At 65.8% G+C, this 17,638-nt stretch carries 13 protein-coding genes; 9 read left to right on the top strand and 4 right to left on the bottom strand.

Annotated elements, in window-relative coordinates; all coding sequences use genetic code 11:
* Positions 1 to 639: 639 nt before the first annotated feature.
* The 9 genes from H4O11_RS04145 (at position 640) to H4O11_RS04105 (ending at position 11,558) form a co-directional block, all read left to right on the top strand.
* A complete protein-coding gene (locus H4O11_RS04145; protein ID WP_220466563.1) occupies positions 640 to 1,026 on the top strand; it encodes a hypothetical protein in 387 nt (128 codons plus the stop codon).
* Positions 1,027 to 1,332: 306 nt separating this feature from the next.
* Complete coding sequence (locus tag H4O11_RS04140; RefSeq protein WP_182338175.1) at positions 1,333 to 1,770, top strand: Rossmann-fold NAD(P)-binding domain-containing protein; 438 nt, start codon at positions 1,333 to 1,335, stop codon at positions 1,768 to 1,770.
* Positions 1,771 to 1,779: 9 nt separating this feature from the next.
* Positions 1,780 to 2,484, top strand: coding sequence for a TetR/AcrR family transcriptional regulator (locus H4O11_RS04135; protein ID WP_182338174.1), 705 nt, complete (start codon positions 1,780 to 1,782; stop codon positions 2,482 to 2,484).
* A gap of 412 nt (positions 2,485 to 2,896) precedes the next feature.
* A complete protein-coding gene (locus tag H4O11_RS04130) occupies positions 2,897 to 5,074 on the top strand; it encodes a TonB-dependent receptor (protein ID WP_182338173.1) in 2,178 nt (725 codons plus the stop codon).
* A 14-nt stretch (positions 5,075 to 5,088) separates the two neighbouring features.
* A complete protein-coding gene (locus H4O11_RS04125) occupies positions 5,089 to 5,601 on the top strand; it encodes a sigma-70 family RNA polymerase sigma factor (RefSeq protein WP_182338172.1) in 513 nt (170 codons plus the stop codon).
* A gap of 3 nt (positions 5,602 to 5,604) precedes the next feature.
* Positions 5,605 to 6,579 (top strand): DUF4880 domain-containing protein, encoded by a 975-nt coding sequence (locus H4O11_RS04120; RefSeq protein WP_182338171.1) that lies wholly within the window; start codon positions 5,605 to 5,607, stop codon positions 6,577 to 6,579.
* Between the two features lie 111 nt (positions 6,580 to 6,690).
* Complete coding sequence (locus H4O11_RS04115) at positions 6,691 to 9,144, top strand: TonB-dependent siderophore receptor (protein ID WP_182338170.1); 2,454 nt, start codon at positions 6,691 to 6,693, stop codon at positions 9,142 to 9,144.
* Positions 9,141 to 9,914 (top strand): hypothetical protein, encoded by a 774-nt coding sequence (locus H4O11_RS04110; protein WP_182338169.1) that lies wholly within the window; start codon positions 9,141 to 9,143, stop codon positions 9,912 to 9,914. The genes H4O11_RS04115 and H4O11_RS04110 overlap by 4 nt, the downstream gene beginning before the upstream one ends.
* Positions 9,915 to 10,115: 201 nt before the next feature.
* Positions 10,116 to 11,558 (top strand): serine hydrolase domain-containing protein, encoded by a 1,443-nt coding sequence (locus H4O11_RS04105; protein ID WP_182338168.1) that lies wholly within the window; start codon positions 10,116 to 10,118, stop codon positions 11,556 to 11,558.
* Positions 11,559 to 11,572: 14 nt separating this feature from the next.
* Here the strand turns inward: H4O11_RS04105 and H4O11_RS04100 are convergent, their stop codons facing one another.
* The 4 genes from H4O11_RS04100 to H4O11_RS04085 form a co-directional block, all read right to left on the bottom strand.
* Positions 11,573 to 11,908: a carboxymuconolactone decarboxylase family protein gene (locus H4O11_RS04100; RefSeq protein ID WP_182338167.1), complete on the bottom strand. Its 336-nt coding sequence runs from the start codon at positions 11,906 to 11,908 to the stop codon at positions 11,573 to 11,575.
* A 136-nt stretch (positions 11,909 to 12,044) separates the two neighbouring features.
* Complete coding sequence (locus H4O11_RS04095; protein WP_182338166.1) at positions 12,045 to 15,185, bottom strand: efflux RND transporter permease subunit; 3,141 nt, start codon at positions 15,183 to 15,185, stop codon at positions 12,045 to 12,047.
* Complete coding sequence (locus H4O11_RS04090) at positions 15,182 to 16,363, bottom strand: efflux RND transporter periplasmic adaptor subunit (protein WP_182338165.1); 1,182 nt, start codon at positions 16,361 to 16,363, stop codon at positions 15,182 to 15,184. The genes H4O11_RS04095 and H4O11_RS04090 overlap by 4 nt, the downstream gene beginning before the upstream one ends.
* On the bottom strand, positions 16,360 to 17,610 hold the full coding sequence (locus H4O11_RS04085) for a TolC family protein (protein WP_182338164.1): 1,251 nt from the start codon (positions 17,608 to 17,610) through the stop codon (positions 16,360 to 16,362). The genes H4O11_RS04090 and H4O11_RS04085 overlap by 4 nt, the downstream gene beginning before the upstream one ends.
* Positions 17,611 to 17,638: the final 28 nt, after the last annotated feature.

Here is a 17,638-nt window from a genome sequence, read left to right as displayed (position 1 = left end):
CCTTCACTTGCTCGGCCGACTTGACGGCTCTGCTACCGATGATGAAGCCGCACTGATCCGCCCAGTGGTGTTGATCAGACATAGAAGGAGCTCGTGCCTTCTGACTCTGGCGTGGCTGGGCTGCGCCCGCAAGGAGCGAAGCAGAGCCGGCGGTCAGGTGTAGTGGATGGAGGATCCTTCCCTGCCAAACCTGGACCGCCCCTTACTAGTTCGTTGAGATGCAGAATTGTCTGCATCGGATCTCCGAAGGGCGGAATTGTCGGCATCTGACCTTCCAGTGGAAGGAATGTCTGCGACTGGCATCCTAGGCACAGAAAGATCTGCGTTGGATCATGGAGATTGTGGCGTTGCGATAGAATTATGACCCAAGAAATCAGTGACTTAGCTTGCCGTCAAATCTCTGCGACGAACAGAGGGTCTCTCAACATAGACTTGATGGACCTCCAGATTGCCGGCCAACGGCCGGCACTACCGCTGAATTTGCTGCAGCGTTGTCCAGAACGTCCCTGTCCGGGGACGCACGAGGGATACTGTAACTTCGCAGTGCCGAGGTCGGATCCGATGCTGAAATGCACGCCCCACTCTGTGTTTTCGTGGAACTATGTGGTTTCTGGCCTTGCTCGTGGCGACGCGCAGATCATGTTCGAGCCATTCTCCGATCAGGGCAGCATCCTGTTCAATGACAGTAGACTCGTTGTCCGAAAGAAGGGATGGGTGAATGCGTGCTGGACCCTTGAACAGGGCGAGAACATTGTCGCCGTCGCGAAAAAGCGCGGCATAGCGGGTCGCTCGTTCGATCTGACTTGGGGAAAGGATGCCTTTCTCCTAAAGCAACAGGCCTTGATAGCACGAGGTTACGACATACTCCTCGGGGATGCCGTGGTTGGCACAATTGAACCTGAGCACCCCCTCACTCGCAAAGCACACGTGGAGTGTGAGGCTGCGGCCGCCGACATCGTCCAGTTATTCTCATTCTGGCTCGTCGCAATGGTCTGGCGAAGCACCACCGATACGTCCCCCGCCTGAGCCTCAGCGAGAACACCGGCCGCTGTTTCGTTTGAGTCGTGTCACCTGGGCAGATACCGCGGTCAGGTCGATAATCAATAGCGATACTGCGAAGGGCAAAGCTTGGCTCTGCTCTGGCAGGGTCAACGCTGACTCGCCCCTGCCCCTATAGCCAGCCCAAGCCGCCGGTACGGCCGGCTTCGCTTCGGAGTTCCCCCCAAGCGCCGACAGGCTCGGAGAGCTGACCCCAAGCGCCATGGGAAAGAACTACGGTCGGGCCTGCTGTGGACGGCGTTGCGTCACGGCTATTACGCCAGCAGCGCCTACATGATGAATCAGGTGGGTTTCACTTCGGGAGCGCTTACTGGGCCGGCCGACGGCAAGGTGGCGTGGACCATGCACGATGATCTGGCGGCCGTGGACGCACTGTTGTTGGCTGGCAAGGCCCAATTCGATGGCCCGACGCCGCCGCTGACAGGTGATGCAGCACTCGACCTGGCCGACCTGGCCGCGCTGGCAACTGACCTCCTGGGTCGTTCGATCGTGCGTAAGGTTGTGACCCAGGAAGTAATGGCATCTGCTCTGCGATCTTCAGGCATGCCTGAATCGACGGTGCAGATAGTCCTTGGTTACTTCCACGCCGCGGAAGCCGGTGAGTTCGCCACAGTCGATCCGACCTTGGCACATCTGCTTGGCCGCCCAGCCGCGACGCTACGTAGCTATCTGGAGACAAAGCTCCAGAATACTTCCAGGCAGCTTCGCTGAATTTCATACATGACTTCGAGCCTTCCACCAGAAGCAAAAAATACTCACCGCGAGCGGATCCTTTCTGCGGCCGAAGACTTGATTACGACCCAGGGAATCGAAGCGGCAACGACTCGCGCCGTCGCTGCGGCAGCGGGTGTTCAGCCGCCAATCCTGTACCGATTGTTCGGCGGCAAGGACGGCCTGCTTGACGCAGTTGCAGAGCGCGCATTGCAGGCCTACGTCGGCTCCAAGGCCCGACGGGAGGCAACGACGGACCCATTGCAGGAACTGCGCGAGGGATGGGATCTACACATTGAGTTCGGACTGACGCGACCCGCCATCTTCCTGGTGATGGTGTTGCGTTCGACTCGGGCGCGTGAGACCCCTGCCATGCGCCAGGGGACGGAATTCCTGCGGGACAAGGTTCGTCGACTTGCAAGCATGGGACGTCTGCGGGTCACAGAAGCACGTACCCTCGAACTACTTCAGGCAGGCGCGACGGGGACGATTCTGACACTGCTGCGGCAGCCCTCTGAGGTACGCGATCAGGGGCTGTCGCATGCCGTTCGCGAAGCGGTGCTCGCTACAGTAGTTGGAGCGGCCACCGAGGATATCGACAGCGGTGAGCGAACTGCGGCCGTAATGCTTCGTGCACGCTTGCCACAGGTTGGAGCTATCAGTGATGGTGAACGCCTCTTGCTCGCCGAGCTTCTGGACCGTATCGCTGGTTGATCGACATTGAACGCTGCAGCAAATTCAGCGAGGGAGGCTCGTCAACGAGGTGGCTCCAAGCCCGGCGGGCCGAAGCTGCCCTTCTCACGGCTTCGGCTGCGTCCCCTGCCCTCTGCAGCAACTTCCATTTTCGGCCAGAGGCCGATATTGCCTTCGGTTCTTGGCCGAACCAAGCGTCGCGCGGATAGCTCGGCACCGCACTGTCGACAAGCAGTCCGGGAATCGGACTGACGAAGAGTGCTCCTTTCATGTGATGAGCCGCGACGCTGCAACTGCAGCGGGCATCCTTGCGAATGGCGGAAGTAGCGCACTAAGCGTCCGCGGACGCAGGGGGTGACCACGCCTTGCGTTAACGTTATGCGAACAATTATCATTTGCAGACTCCCCTCCCCATGTGTTGCCTCGTTCGCCCATGTCCCAGTCGTCCCGTAGCACTGCCGTATCGCGCGCCCCGCACCAGAAAGCGCTTTCCCTTGCCGTACTGAGCGCACTGGGAGCGGCCTGCCTCATCGCCACGCCGCTGATGGCCGGTGCCGCCGAATCCGGCGCCGACAAAGATGCCGTGCGGCTGGACTCGGTCAACGTGACGGCCGAAACCGCCCGTGTCGAACGCACCGGCAGCCTCGGCGTGCTGGGCTCGTCGGACGTGATGGATACGCCCTTCAGCACCACCAACTACAGCTCCCGCATGCTGGAAGACCAGCAGGCCCGCACCTTGGCCGACGTGGTGGTGAACGAGGCATCGGTGCGGGTCATGACCTCCACCGGCAGCTTCAGTGAAGATTTCCAGATCCGCGGCTTCAATGTCACCAGCGGCGACGTTGGCCTGAATGGACTTTATGGCCTGACCTCGTCCAACCGCATGCCTGCGGCGCTGATGGAGCGCGTGGAGGTGCTGAAGGGCCCCGGCACGCTGATGTATGGCATCAGCCCCAATGGCAGCATCGGCGGCAACATCAACATCGTCACCAAGCGCGCCGGCGACGAGCCGCTGACCCGCCTGACCACCACCTATGAAAGCAAGTCGGTGTTTGGTGCCCACCTGGATACCAGCCGCCGTTTCGGCGCGGACCAGCAATGGGGCGTGCGCTTCAATGGCGTCTTCAAGGATGGCCAGACCAGCCTGGACGACGGCCACCAGAAGTTCGGCCTGGGTGCCCTCGGCATCGATTACCGCTCGCTCAACCTGCGCTGGTCGCTGGATGCCTATTCGCAGCGCGAGAATGTCGACAATTTCCGTGCGCAGACCGGCTTCAGCCCGAACAACACCACCATCCCGAAGCCGCCGTCCGGCCACACCGCCATCTACGACGGTGCGAACCTGATGTCGCGTGACCGTACCATCGCCACCCGCCTGGAGTTCGATGCGAACGACAACGTGATGCTGTACGCGGCAGGTGGTTACCGCTACGGCAACAGCGAGCAGGATTTCCCCTCGGCACGCACCACCAACGCCGTCGATGATGTCGGCAACCTGCGCATCATCAATTCCTGGTACGACGCGGAGTCCCGCAACCGCACCGGCGAAATCGGTGCGCGCCTGAACTTTGAAACCTTCGGCATCAGCCACCTGGCCACGGTGTCCGGCTCGCTGCTGAAATCCGAAGCGGGAAGCTTCTATCTGTCCGCCCCGCTCAGCGAGACGATCGATTCCAACATCTACAACCCGATCAAGCTGATCCCGATGGTCGGCGTGCGCCTGTCGCCGACCAAGAATTCGGAAACCGAGCTGAGCAGCCTGTCGCTGACCGACACGCTGTCCTTCGCCAATGACCGCGTGCTGGTCACCGGCGGACTGCGCAGGCAGCAGGTCAAGGCGGAAAACTTCGATGCCGCCGGCGTGGTCACGTCGTCCTACGACGAAAGCGCGGTCTCGCCGCTGCTGGGCGTGGTGGTGCGTCCGCTGCAGGACGTTGCGGTGTACGCCAACTTCACCTCTGGCCTGAGCCGCGGCGGCACCGCTCCGCAGACCGCCGCCAATGCCGGCGAAGTATTCGAACCCTACAAGTCCAAGCAGTACGAGGCGGGCGTCAAGCTGGACCGTCACGGCCTGATCTCCACGTTCTCGGTGTTCCAGATCGATCGCCCGAACGCGCTGACCGACCCGGTCACCAACATGTACAGCTTCGACGGCAAGCAGCGTAACCGCGGCCTGGAGCTGTCCACCGCCGGCGAGGTGCTGCCCGGCCTGAACGTTATGGCCAGCGCCACCTTCTATGACGCCAAGCTGGCCAACACGGCTGGCGGCGTGAACCAGGGCAACGATGCCAACGGCGTCCCCAAGCGTGCATTCAACCTGGGCGCGGATTGGGAGCTGCCGTGGGTGCCCGGCCTGAGCGTCAATGCGCGCGGCATCCATACTGCGGCCACGCCATACAACGCTGAAAACACCCTCACCCTGCCGTCGTGGACCCGCGTGGACGTGGGCGGTCGCTACACCACGGCCATCGGCGGCACGCCGGTCGTGCTGCGCGCGAGCGTGGAAAACGTGTTCAACAAGAGTTACTGGCTGTCCAGCAGTGCCCTGCTGACCGTCGGTACGGTGGCAGCCCCGCGCACGGTGCTGTTGTCGGCGCAGTTCGACTTCTAAGCGGTTGATGGCTGATGACAAGAGGCGCTGCACCGCCTTGGAATGATCCGGTCCATGACCTTTATGCCGAGCACCGGAACTGGTTGCACGGCTGGTTGCGGCGCAGGGTCGGCTCATCCACCGATGCAGCGGACCTAGTCCAGGACACCTTTCTGGCGGTCGTCAGCGGAGGGGGCGCGCAGGATATCCGCGCGCCCCGCTCCTTCCTTGCCACGGTGGCCGGACGGATACTGATCCGTCGCAGGCAACGATGGAAGCTGGAACAGAGTTACCTGGAACAGCTCGCCGCTGCACCCGCGGAGCATGCGCCGTCTGCGGAGGCACAGTTGCTTGCGCTGGAAACCCTCCGGGCCCTGGATGCGGCGCTGGAAGGCCTGCCCTGCAAGGCGCGCCAAGCGTTCCTGATGGCCCATCTGGAACTGATGTCCTACAGCGAGATCGCGCGGCGGCTGGGCGTATCCAGCAGCTCGGTCAAGCAGTACCTGACCCGGGCGAACCGGCAGTGCCTTTTCCTGATGGCTTGCTGAGTCATGGCGCACGATGCGACGGCGGACGTGCCGCCACGCTTTGCCGATGCCGTGCTCGATGCCGCCGCCGCATGGTTGACCGAACTGATGTCCGGCCAGGCCACCGAGCAGGACATCCAGCAATGGCGACAGTGGCGGGCGGCCGACCCCGAACATGAGCGTGCCTGGCAGCACCTGGAGCGTGTCACCGGCCGGATCGCACTGCTGGACCGGAGGGCGGCCGTTGCAAGCCTGTCGCCGCAACCGCGCCCGACCGCACGGCGGCAGGCACTGAAAGCCATCGCGGCACTCGGCATCTCAGGTGCCGGCGGCTTTGCCCTGGTACGCAGTCCCCATGGCCGGCAGGCACTGGCTGACGTACGGACCGCCAAGAGCGAGCAGCGCACGCTGGCGCTCGGACCCGGCATGACGGCGGTGTTGAATACCCACAGCGCACTGAATCTGTCGCTGCAGGATGCCCGGCGGCATGTGGAACTGCTCAGTGGCGAGGTGATGATCGACACGCAGCACGCGGCAGCGGACGCATCGGTGCTGTTGCGTACCCCCTTCGCGCGGGTCGACTTCATGCATGCCCTCGTGCAGGCAAGACGATTCGACGACTACACCTGGGTAGCCGTGCATGCAGGCGCGGCTGCGGTGTCGCTGCAATCGGGGGCTGCCACCACTGCGCTGGCGGCAGGTGAAGCCATCAGGCTGGGCGCCAGGGCGGCCAAGCCCATCGAGCAGCTCGCACCCACGGCAGGCGCGTGGCGTGACGGCCAGTTGATTGTCGACGACATGCCCCTGGCGATCTTTCTCGCTGAGCTGTCACGTTACCGGCCCGGCGTGATCCGTTGCGATCCCCGCGTTGGCCAGCGTCTGGTCTCCGGCGTTTTCCCCTTGCAGGACACCGATGCCGTGCTGAAAGCATTGTCTTCGGCGCTGTCGGTGCGGGTCCGCCAGCGCACCGCGTGGTGGGTCGTGGTCGGGCCTGCCTGATCCGGCTGCAGCGAGCGGCACGGACAGATCAGGCGATCAGTCGGCGAATCACTGCCCGATCCGCGCGCTCACGTCACTTGATTGGTGAAAGCCCCCACAGACAGGATCCAGATGCCCTCCCCCACTTCAGCCCATCGCAGCGTCCGCCACGTCGCCGCCGGCGATTCGCTCCTGCGACGCGGCCTTCTGCTGGCCCTCAGCACCTGCCCGGTTGCCCTGGCGTCGCCCATCCCAGCGCTGGCCCAGTCCGCGCCTGCCGCAGCCGTGCAGGCCTATGACATTCCGGAAGGTCCGCTGGCGTCCTCGCTGCGTGCCGTCGCCGCGCGTTCCAACCTGCTGCTGACCTACGATGGCGCCACCCTGCGGCACCTGCGCGCGCATCCCCTGCGCGGCCAGTTCACGCCGGACCAGGCCCTGGCCGCGCTGTTGGCGGATACGCCGGTACAGGCGCTGAAGTCAGCCGATGGCAGCTACCATGTCGGTCCGCGCCCTGCAGCGGCCATCCTGCCTGCCCCCCGGCCCCGGCATGAGGAACGCGAGGCCGTCACGCTATCGGAGATCCGCGTCCTGGCCCAGCGTGGCGAAGGCTACGACACCGAGAACACCACCACCGCCACCCGCACTGGTGCCAACCTGCGCGATATCGCGCAGTCCATCCAGGTCGTGCCGCGTGCCGTGATCGATGACCAGCAGCTCAACGACCTGACCAGCGTGGTGATGAATGTGAGCGGCGTACAGGCCGGGACCACCGCCGGCAACCGTTCGGAGAGCTTCACCATCCGCGGATTCCGGTCGTCCTACTACGCCGTGGACAGCGTGATGCTCAGTCCGGCCATCGAAACCAACGACAGTTTCCGCGACCTGGCCAACATCGAACGCGTGGAAGTGCTGAAGGGTCCTGCCTCGGTGCTGTACGGCCGCGGCGATCCCGGTGGCCTGATCAACCTGGTCACCAAGAAGCCGCAGTTCACCCCGGAGGCCAACTACACCGTGCAGGTGGGCAGCGATGACTTCTATCGCGGCGAGATCGACGTGACCGGCCCGCTGGGTGAGGCAAATGAGCTTGCCTACCGCCTCATCGGGGCGACGCAGACCAGTGGCGGGTTCCGCAACCAGCCCGAGCCTTTCGAGCGCACGTTCCTGTCCGCCGCACTCGGCTGGGAGCCGGGTGAACGCACCCGTGCCACCGCCAGCGTGACCTGGCAGCGGCAGAACAGCCAGGTGGACCGGGGCATCGTATCGGTCCCCAAGGCCGACGGCAGCGGCTATACCATCGACCTGCCCCGCGACCGCTTCCTCGGCGAGGACTGGGCCACCTTCGAGTCGACCCGAAAGGAACTCGGCTACCGCATCGAGCATGATGTCAGCGATGCCATCACCCTGCGCCACATGGGGCATTACGATGAGGGCAGCCTGGACCTGCTGGGCGTCAACTACAACGCCGTCCGCGTGGACCCCGCCACGGGCCGTCGCACGGTGACGCGCACGGCGGTGGAACAGCACGAGAAGAACCACAACCATGATGTGCAGTTCGACATGGTCGCGCGTTTCTCCACCGGCGCCGTCGACCATACTGCGGTGATTGGCCTGCAGTACACCGATTCCTACCGCTTCCGGACCTTCTTCAATTCGCCGCTGGCCGCGATTGATATCGACAACCCGGTCCATGGCGCGCGGCCGACCGCGTTCACCCAGCGTCCGGATCGTGAAGTGAATGCGGAAACACGCGCGCTCTACCTGCAGGACCAGATCGACATCGGTGAAACACTCAACCTGCTGGTGGGTGCGCGCTTCGACCACGCAAAGCAGACCGACGCGGGGCTGACCAGCTACGGTTCGGACGAAAAGGCCTGGTCGCCACGGGTGGGACTGGTCTGGAAGCCGGTTCCCAACGTGTCACTGTTCGCCGACTTCACCAAATCCTTCCAGTCCAAGCCCGAGCCGACGCTCACCGGTGAGCCGATTCCCGCCGAGACCGGCGAGCAGTACGAGATGGGTGTGAAAGCCGATCTGTGGAACCAGCGGCTCACCCTCACGACGGCCGTGTTCCAGCTCACCCGGGCGCACGTGGCGCAGCAGGATGCCGCCAATCCGGGCTACAACCTGGATGCAGGTGAGCAACGGGTACGCGGCGTCGAACTGGACATCACCGGGCAACTTTCCGATGCCTGGAAGATCATCGGCAGCGCAGCGCTCACCGATTCGGAGCTGATCGCCTCCAGTGAGTTTCCGGTCGGCAACATGCTGACCAACGTGCCCAAGCGCAGCGGCAGTATCTGGGCGACATGGGAGCCGAACCAGGGGCTTGGGCGCGGCTTTGGTGCCGGTGCCGGCATCCAGGCGGCCAGTGCCCGCTGGGGCGACCTCGACAACCTGCTGGACATCGGCGGATACACCCGCCTGGATGCCAGCGTCTGGTACCGCTTCGATCCGCGGCGCCGGCTGACGCTCAGCCTGAAGAACATCACCAATGAAAACTACATTGAATCGGCCACCTCACTGGTGCAGGTCGCGCCCGCCGCGGGCCGCTCGGTGATGGTGTCCTTCAGCGGGAGCTTCCGATGAGAGCATCCGGCAACAAGATCCCTGCCCTCGCGTTCTGCGCCTGCATGATGCTGCTCGCCGGCGCAGTCCATGCGGAACCGGCCAAGGGCAACCTGCTGCTGATCATGCGCGCCGCACCACCCAATGGGTCATCCGATCCCGCGATCACCGCGCACCTGCAGGCGGCCGGCTACGCGGTGACGACCAGCGAAGGGCTGGATTCAAAGCTTGACGTGTGCGGTTACGACGCCGTGCTGCTGTCCTCCACCGTGCGCTCCAATCAGTTCACGGCAGAGGCGGCGCTGGTCGGCACGTTGCGGCGCATGCGCGTGCCATTGCTGACCTGGGAGAATGACCTGCTCGACGACCTGCGCTTCACCGGGCTGTTGCGCGATGATGATTTCGGCGAGCTCGAGACCGGTCATTACGGGTGGATGGTGCGTGCGCCACACCCGTTGTCCGCAGGAATCCCCGCCGGCCTGACCACCTGGACCGAGGCCCGCACGCCGGCCGGCTGGGGACGCCCCGGGCTCGGCGCGGACGTGATCATGACCTGGCCGGGCGCGCCCGGGAAGGCCACCCTGTTCGGTTACGAGCGCGGGGCGACGATGGACGGTGACTTCCTGGCACCGGCACGCCGGGTGTTCATCGGCATGGACAACGGCACGTTCGAGCGCATGACCCCCAACGGCCACCGCCTGTTCGATGCCGCGGTGGCGTGGGTGGTCGCCGACGCCCCACAGCCTGCAAGGGACTGTGCGTCCGCTGGCCCACGGCACGCGCTGGACTGATCCGGCAGTGATGGTGGGGGGGCGGGTTGCGTGAGCCTTGCGTCGCCGGCCGCTGCTGCCGCCGGCCGAGTGAGCTGATGGTCGCCCCTGGGGTTGACCATGGCCGCCGGGCATTCCCATAGTATGGCGCTCCCATCGATCAAGGCCGCATGGATGCACGGTTCGATCATCGCCCCGCTCTTGGCTGGCATGTTGGTGTCCATGGCGTTACCGGCCCAAGCCGACAGCCCCGGTGCGGGCGAACGCGGCCTCGCCCTGGGCGCCGTGGCGACCGCTCCGGAACTGTCTGCCCGGCTGGACGCGCAGCTTGAAACCAACCGCGAGCGCTATGGCATCGCTGGCCAGGCCGTGCTGGTCGCCCACAACGGCACCATCGTCTACCAGGCTGAAGGCGGCGAACGGGACAGGAGCCAGCATGCCCCTGTCACCGCCGACACGGTCTTCGGCGCGCAGTCCCTGGCAAAGCTGTTCACCAGCACGCTGGTGATGCAGCTTGTGGATGAGGGCGCGCTGGACCTGGACGCACCCGCCAGCCGCCATGTGCCCAACCTGCCAGCGGCGTGGCAGGCGATTCCGGTGCGCGATTTCCTCAACCATAGCTCCGGGGTTGCCGAATATTTCGAGGACCGCAATGGGCACTGGACAAGCAAGGGCTACATCGGCCTGGCGCCCACGCTTGCTGCTGCATTGGCGGTTGCCGGCGATGCGCCAATGCTGTTCGTGCCGGGTAGCCGCGTCCGCTATACCCAGACCAACTTCCTGGTGCTCAGCGCCCTGTTGGAAGCGCATTACCGGCAGCCCTACCCCACCATTGCACGCAGGCGCATCCTGCAGCCGCTGGAGCTGCGCAGCACCTGGCTGGGCAAACCCGGCGTGCCGCGCAACCGTGCTGCGGTGGCTTATGTCGGCAGGCAGGGGGCGCTGCAGGCAGCCAACGAAGAGGCCTTCAAGGACTATGGGTATGGCCACTCCGACCTGCAGACCACCGTGGCTGACATGAACCGGTTCCTGCAGGCGCTGGCCGCCGGCAAGCTGGTCCGGCCCGCGACACTTGAGGCGCTTTGGCAGCCGCAGGTATTGAGCAGCGGCAGTACCAATTACATTTCCAGTGGCTGGGATACGCTCCGGAACGACGGCTACACCCAGGTCGGCCATGACGGCGGCACGCGCGTACGGGCACGACTGGCCTACAAGGGCACCCTGGCTGGTGACACCTGGATCTTCGTGTACTTCACCAATGGCAGCGCACGCAACGTCTGGTCCAGCACGCTGGTGGACAGCGTGATGGCCGTGGCGGCACCGGAAGCGTTTCCGCATGCGCTGCTGTCCGAGCGCCTGATCGCCCATGCACTGGCCGAAGGCAGCGCTGGCGAAGACGCGATGCAGGCGTGGCTGCGCGATGGAAGCGGCATCCCCGCCGCCGAGCTGGAGCGCGCGATCAACGCCACCGGTTATGCAATCCGCGAGAACCTGGGCGCGCGCGTGGCGTTGAAGGTGTTCACCCTTAACACCACGCTCTACCCTGGATCGGCCAACGCATGGGACAGCCTGGCCGAATGCCACGCCGCACTCGGCGACACGGCAACAGCCGAGGCGATGTATGCGAAGTCTCGGGCACTGGCCGGGACGGCAAAGGGCAACTGAATCGACGCGGCGTACTACGGATGCGCGTCAACGGCATCCATGACGCGTGCCGAATACACCAGCGCGGCACCGGCATTGAGCGCCACCGCCACGCCCAGCGCCTCGGCGATCTCCTCGCGGCTGGCACCGTGCTTGAGCGCGGCATCCACGTGGACGGTGATGCAGCCATCGCATCGTGTCGTCACTGCTACGGCCAGGCTGATCAACTCGCGGGTCTTGGCGTCCAGATGGTTGGTCTGGGCCCCTGCATTGCTCAGCGTCGCGTAGCCACGGACCGTATCCGGCGACAGCTTGCCGATCTCGGAGATTCTTTTCTTCAGGTCTGTCCGGTATTCATTCCAGTCGAGCATGGCATGCCTTCCTCAGGTTGTTTCCGTGACGGATGGGCCTGCAGGGGTGGCCACAAGGCGCGACACGCATGCAGGTCGACCCGGAGTATCGTCCGACCTGCATGTTCGCGCCAGCCGGGGGCGCACGGGATGACGATCACGACCGATGGATGCCCAGCACCGTTGGATCACCCGCCTCCGTGCTTCCGGCGCTGTTGCCCCGTCCCGCCCGCGCCTCGCGCCGGCGATGCACCCAGTAATACAACGTCGGCAGGACCAGCAGGGTCAGCAGCATCGCCGTGAGCAATCCGCCGATCACCACCACCGCCAGCGGCTTCTGGGTTTCGGCACCGATTGCATGGGAGGTCGCCATCGGCAGCAGCCCGAACATGGCCAGCAACGCAGTCATCAGCACGGTACGCAGTCGCTGCAGGGCACCCTGCACCACGGCGTCATACAGCGCCATGCCCTGCTCGCGCAGCTGCCCGAAGCGGGTCAGCATGATCACGCCGTTCAGCACCGCTTGGCCGAACAAGGCGATGAAGCCGATTGCGGCCGACACCGACAGCGGGATGCCAGTGAGCAGCAACGCCAGGATGCCGCCGATCATCGCCAGCGGCACGTTGGCCAGGATCAACGCCGCACTGGTGACATCCTTGAAGGCATCGAACAGCAGCACGAAGATGATCAGCACCGACAGCGGCACCACCCAGCCCAGGCGGGCCATGGCACGTTGCTGGTTCTCGAACTCGCCCGACCAGGCGATCCGGTAGCCCTCCGGCAGATCGATGCTGGCATCGACCTGCCTGCGCATGTCGGCGACTACGCTGCCCATGTCGCGCCCGGCGATGAAGATGCTCACGGCCTTGACGCGCTGGGCGTTCTCGCGGGAGATGTTTATCGCGCCGCTGGCCATCTGGAAGTCGGCTACATCCCCCAGCATCACGGTCTGGCCCGATGCCGTCCCCACGGGCACGGTACGCAGGCGCTGCAGGTCACGATCGGCATCGGACAGGCGCAGGCTGATCGGGAACTGGCGTTCACCTTCCCATAGCTGGCCGACCTCGCGGCCGCCAATGGCGGTTTCGATCACCGCATCGATATCCTGTACGTTGAGGCCGTAGCGCGCGGCGCGGTCACGATCGATATCGATGCGCAACTGCGGCAGGCTGCCGTCGCGGTCAATGAAGGCGCTCTCCACGCCCGCCACGCCCTTGACCTGGGCCAGGATCGCCTGGGCCTGGCGGGTAAGCACGTCCAGGTCCTCACCGCTGACCTTGATCACCACCTGCCCCTTGATCTGCGAAATGCTCTCCAGGATGTTGTCGCGCACCGGCTGGGAGATCGAGAACTCGGGACCCGGAATGCGTTCCTCCAGCAAGCGCTGCATCTGCGCGACCAGTTCGCGCTTGTCGATCCGGCGCGTCCATTCGGACTCGGGCTTCAGCGCGACCAGCGCTTCGATCTGGTTGGCGCCCTTGGCATCGGAACCGTCCTCCGGGCGGCCGAGCTTGGCCACCACGGTCGAGACTTCCGGCAGCGTCCTGACCAGGTCGCGGACCCGTCGTGATTGCGCCTGCGCCTCGGCCAGGCTGGTACTGGGGTCGAGCGTTGCAGTCAGCCAGATCGAGCCTTCATCCAGCTCGGGCAGGAATTCCGACCCCAGCCGCGTACCCAGCGCCAACGTCACCACCAGCATCGCAACGGCGGACAGCACCACGGTGCGTGGGCGCGCCATCGCGCCTTCCAGCCATGGGCGATACCAGCCGACCAGCCGATTCATCACCGGGTTCTCGCCCTTGAGCCGTTCGCGCCGCAACCACCAGAAGCACAGCAATGGCACCACGGTCAGGGCGAGGATCAGGGCGCCGATCAGCGCCGACGTCACGGAATAGGCCATCGGTGCGAACATCCGGCCCTCCTGGCGCTGCAGCGTGAAGATCGGGATGTGCGCGGCGATGATGATCAGCATCGAGAAGAACGTCGGCCGCCCCACCTCGGAGGCGGCCGAGAGCACGGTCGCCATCCGCTCCCGTCGCGTGCTGCCGGCTGGCATCTGCGCCATCCGCGAGACGATGTGCTCGGTCACGATGACCGCACCATCGATGATGATGCCGAAGTCCATCGCACCCAGCGACAGCAGGTTGGCTGGCACGCCCCACAGGTGCAGGCCAAGGAAGGTGGACAGCAGGGCCAGCGGCATCATCGCCGCGACAATCAGTGCCGCGCGGGCGTTGTAGAGGAACAGCCACAGCACCAGGAACACCAGCAGCGCACCTTCGACCAGGTTGCGGAACACTGTCTTCAACGTGGTGGACACCAACCACGAACGGTCGTAGAACGGCTCCAGCGTGACACCCTCCGGCAGGTGGCTCGCCTCGATCTCGGCCACGCGCTGGTGCAGTGCGTCCAGCACCAGCGAGGGGTTTTCGCCCTTGCGCATCAGCACCATGCCGAACACCGCATCATCGTTGTCGTCCTGGCCGACCAGGCCTTGGCGCGGCAGGCCGGTATCAACGATGCGGGCGAGATCGCGCACCAGTACCGGCGTACCCTGCCGCTCTCCCACCACGACGGTGCCGATATCGGCTGGCGAGCGCATCAGGCCGACGCCACGGATCAGGTACTGCTGCTGGCCGCGCTCGACATAGCCACCACCGGCATTGGCGCTGCCCCGCTCCAGCGCCCCGGCAAATTCTTCCAGGCTGATGCCGCGATCGCGCAGTTTGCCCAGGTCCGGCTCGACCTGGAATGTCCGCGCGAAGCCACCAAAGCTGACCACGTCGGCCACGCCCGGCACGGTGCGCAGCCGTCGTTCCATCACCCATTCCTGCACGGTGCGCAGTTCGGTGGAGCTCATGTGGGGCGCGTGCAGGACGTAGCGGTAGATCTCCCCCACCGCCGAGCTCATCGCCTCCATCTCCGGCTGCACGCCTTCGGGCAGGTCCACGCCCTGCAGCCGCTCCATCACCTGGGCACGAGCGAAATAGTCGTCGGCGCCGTCGTCGAAGGTCAGGATGATCATCGACAGCCCGAACTGCGTGTGCGAGAACACGCGTACCGAATGCGGGATGCCGGACAGCGCCACTTCCAGCGGCATGGTGACTTCGCGCTCCACCTCTTCCGCCGCCCGGCCCGGATGCAGGGTCACTACGGTGACCTGGGTGTCCGAGACGTCCGGGAAGGCTTCCACCGGCAGCTGGCGGAAGGCCGCGACCGAGCCGCCGATGAAGATCAGCAGCGCCAGCATCACCATCAGCGGCTGGCGCAGGCAGTACGCGATCAGGCGGTCGATCATGGTGCGGTCCTGCCTGCCGTGGCATGGCCGGCGCCCGCTTCAGCTCCACCGACATGCTGATCGAGCACCTGCTGCAGCAGCAGGCTGCCATCGACCACCACGCGCGTGCCGGCGGCCATGCCCTGCCCTATCCAGAGACGTCCCTGGCCCAGCTCCTCGGCCTGGACGGACCGGCGCACGAACTGCCCTTTGCCCTCGTCGACGAAGACCATCTGCTCGCGGCCGAGCAGCAGCACGGCACCCTCCGGCAGCGATACGCCACCGTCCATCGGCACGGTGATCGAGGCGCGCACATATTGACCCGCCTTGAACCGGCGCGCGCGATTGTCCAGCTCCGCCCGGGCCTGCACGACATGCCGCTCGCTGTCTACGTAGTCATCGACATGGCCCAGCACGGCCTCCGTCGCCTCACCCTGGCCCGGCGCGACACGCACCGCCATCCCGGCCCTGAGCCGCCCTGCCAGCGATTCGGGAACATCGACGATCAGCCACAACCGATCCGGATCGCTCACCACCGCCAGCGGCGCCTCGGCATCTGCCGAGACCGCCATGCCCGGGCTCATCCGGCGCTCGACCAGGACACCGTTGATCGGCGACCGCAGTGGCATGCGCTGGTCGATGCCACGGCCGTTGCCGAAGTAGCGCGTCAGTGCCTGCAGCCTTGCATGCTCGGCCTCGCTTACCGCCAGCGCGGATTCGGCTTCGCCCAGCTCACGGCCCGAGGCGACGCCGGCCTCGTGCAGTTCCCGTACGCGGACCAGCTCGTTGCGTGCCTGGCGCAGCTCGGCCGCGCCTCGCGCGCCTTCGGCCTGTACCTGGCCGAACTCCGGCGAGGCCACCCATGCCAGCACCTGGCCTGCCTTGATCTTCTGTCCAGGCACCGCGTCGATGCGCGCGATCTGGCCCGGCAGCGGCGAGCGCAGCATGCTCGAGCGCGTGTCGTCCCAGGTGACCCGCGCCGGCAACTGCAGGATCGTGGCCGAGCCGTCGGCTACTTCCTCGCTGCGCAGCACCTTCAGCTGCGGGCTGTCGGCAGCAAAGCGGATCGTGTTGCCCTCGACCGTCGGTGCCTGCACCGCAGCGGCCCCCTCATCACGCGTGCAGCCACCAGCCAGCAAGGTGACCGCGATCAGGGAAAGCAGGCGAGCCGGGAGGCCGGCAGCGGGGGCGTGCATCATGGGGTGTGTCCTTCGGAAACGGAGACGGCGGCGTTCCAGCGCGCCAGTGCGGAGGCATGCGCCAGACGCGCATCGATCAGGTCGGATTCGAACTCACGCCAACTGCGCCGTGCATCGAGCAGATCGGTGAGCGTGGCAGCGCCGCGCCGGTAGGCCAGCTCCAGCCCATCCAGGCTTTGTCGTGCGGCGGGCCCCTGCAGGTGCTCATGGTCGGCCCGGCGCTGCGCGGCGGCCGCCAGCGCATGGCGCAGCTGGTCCAGTTCGGCGGTGGCTTCACGGCGCAACTGCTGCTGCTCCAGCACCGCGGCGTCATAGTCCGCTTCCGCCCGTTGCTGCTCGCCACGCCAGCGCCTGGCGCCGCCGAGCGGAACGCTCATCGACACGCCCCAGGTCACGCCGCCGATATCGGCCGGCTCCCGCTCGGCCTCGAGCCCGAACTGCACATCGCGCCGGCGTTCGCTGCGGGCGAGCGCGCGAGCGGCATCGGCCGCTTCCACCCGCGCCTGCGCGGCACGCAGGTCCACGCGCGTATCCAGCGCGGCGGGAGCCGTCGTCGCCGTCGCTCCGGGATGCGGCCAATCATCATCGGCGCTCAGTGCATCCCCTGCGTCATGGCCGAGCAGCAAGGCCAGCACATGCCGTGCGTCGCGCAGGCCAAGCGCGGCCTCGCGTGCGGCATCGGCCACCTTGAGGTCATCCACCGCCAGGCGCGATTGCTCTATCGGGGCCATGGCGCCGGTCGCCACCTGGCGGGCGGCCGCCGCCAGCCCTTCGGCGGAGGCGCGCCGATCCTCCTCGGCGATGCTGCACAGCTCCTGCGCCGCCTTCAGTCCAAAGTACGCCTCATGCAGGGCGACCTGCTGCTGGCGGCGTCCGTCGAGCAGGCCCAACGTCGCCGCATCGACGAGGGCATCTGCCTGGCGCATGCGCCATCCCCGCTTTCCGCCGCGTTCCCAGGTCCAGCCCAGGCCCAGCGTGGAATCGACGCGCTTGTCCTTCCAGCGGCCCGGCCCGATGCCCTCCTGGCGGCTGATCTTGGAGGTGCCCACGCTGAGTTCCGGGCTGGGCCGGCGCGATGCTGCCAGCGCATCGCCCTGCGAGCCGCGCAGCGCGATGGCAGCCGCCAGCAGGTCGGGGTTGTGCCGTGCCATGGCCTGCTCCGCCTCGGCCATGGTGAGCGCCGACGCAGTGGCGGGTGCGATGAGCAGTGCGGCCACCAGGGCGGCACATCGGGTGGTGGTATTCATTGCCGACACGGTAAGGTGCAGCGCTTTC

It is taken from the genome of Stenotrophomonas tumulicola (genome assembly GCF_014117215.1).
Taxonomy (GTDB): Bacteria; Pseudomonadota; Gammaproteobacteria; order Xanthomonadales; family Xanthomonadaceae; genus Stenotrophomonas; species Stenotrophomonas tumulicola.
Note: the sequence above shows the minus strand (reverse complement) of the source record. Positions and strands in the feature narration are given on the sequence as shown.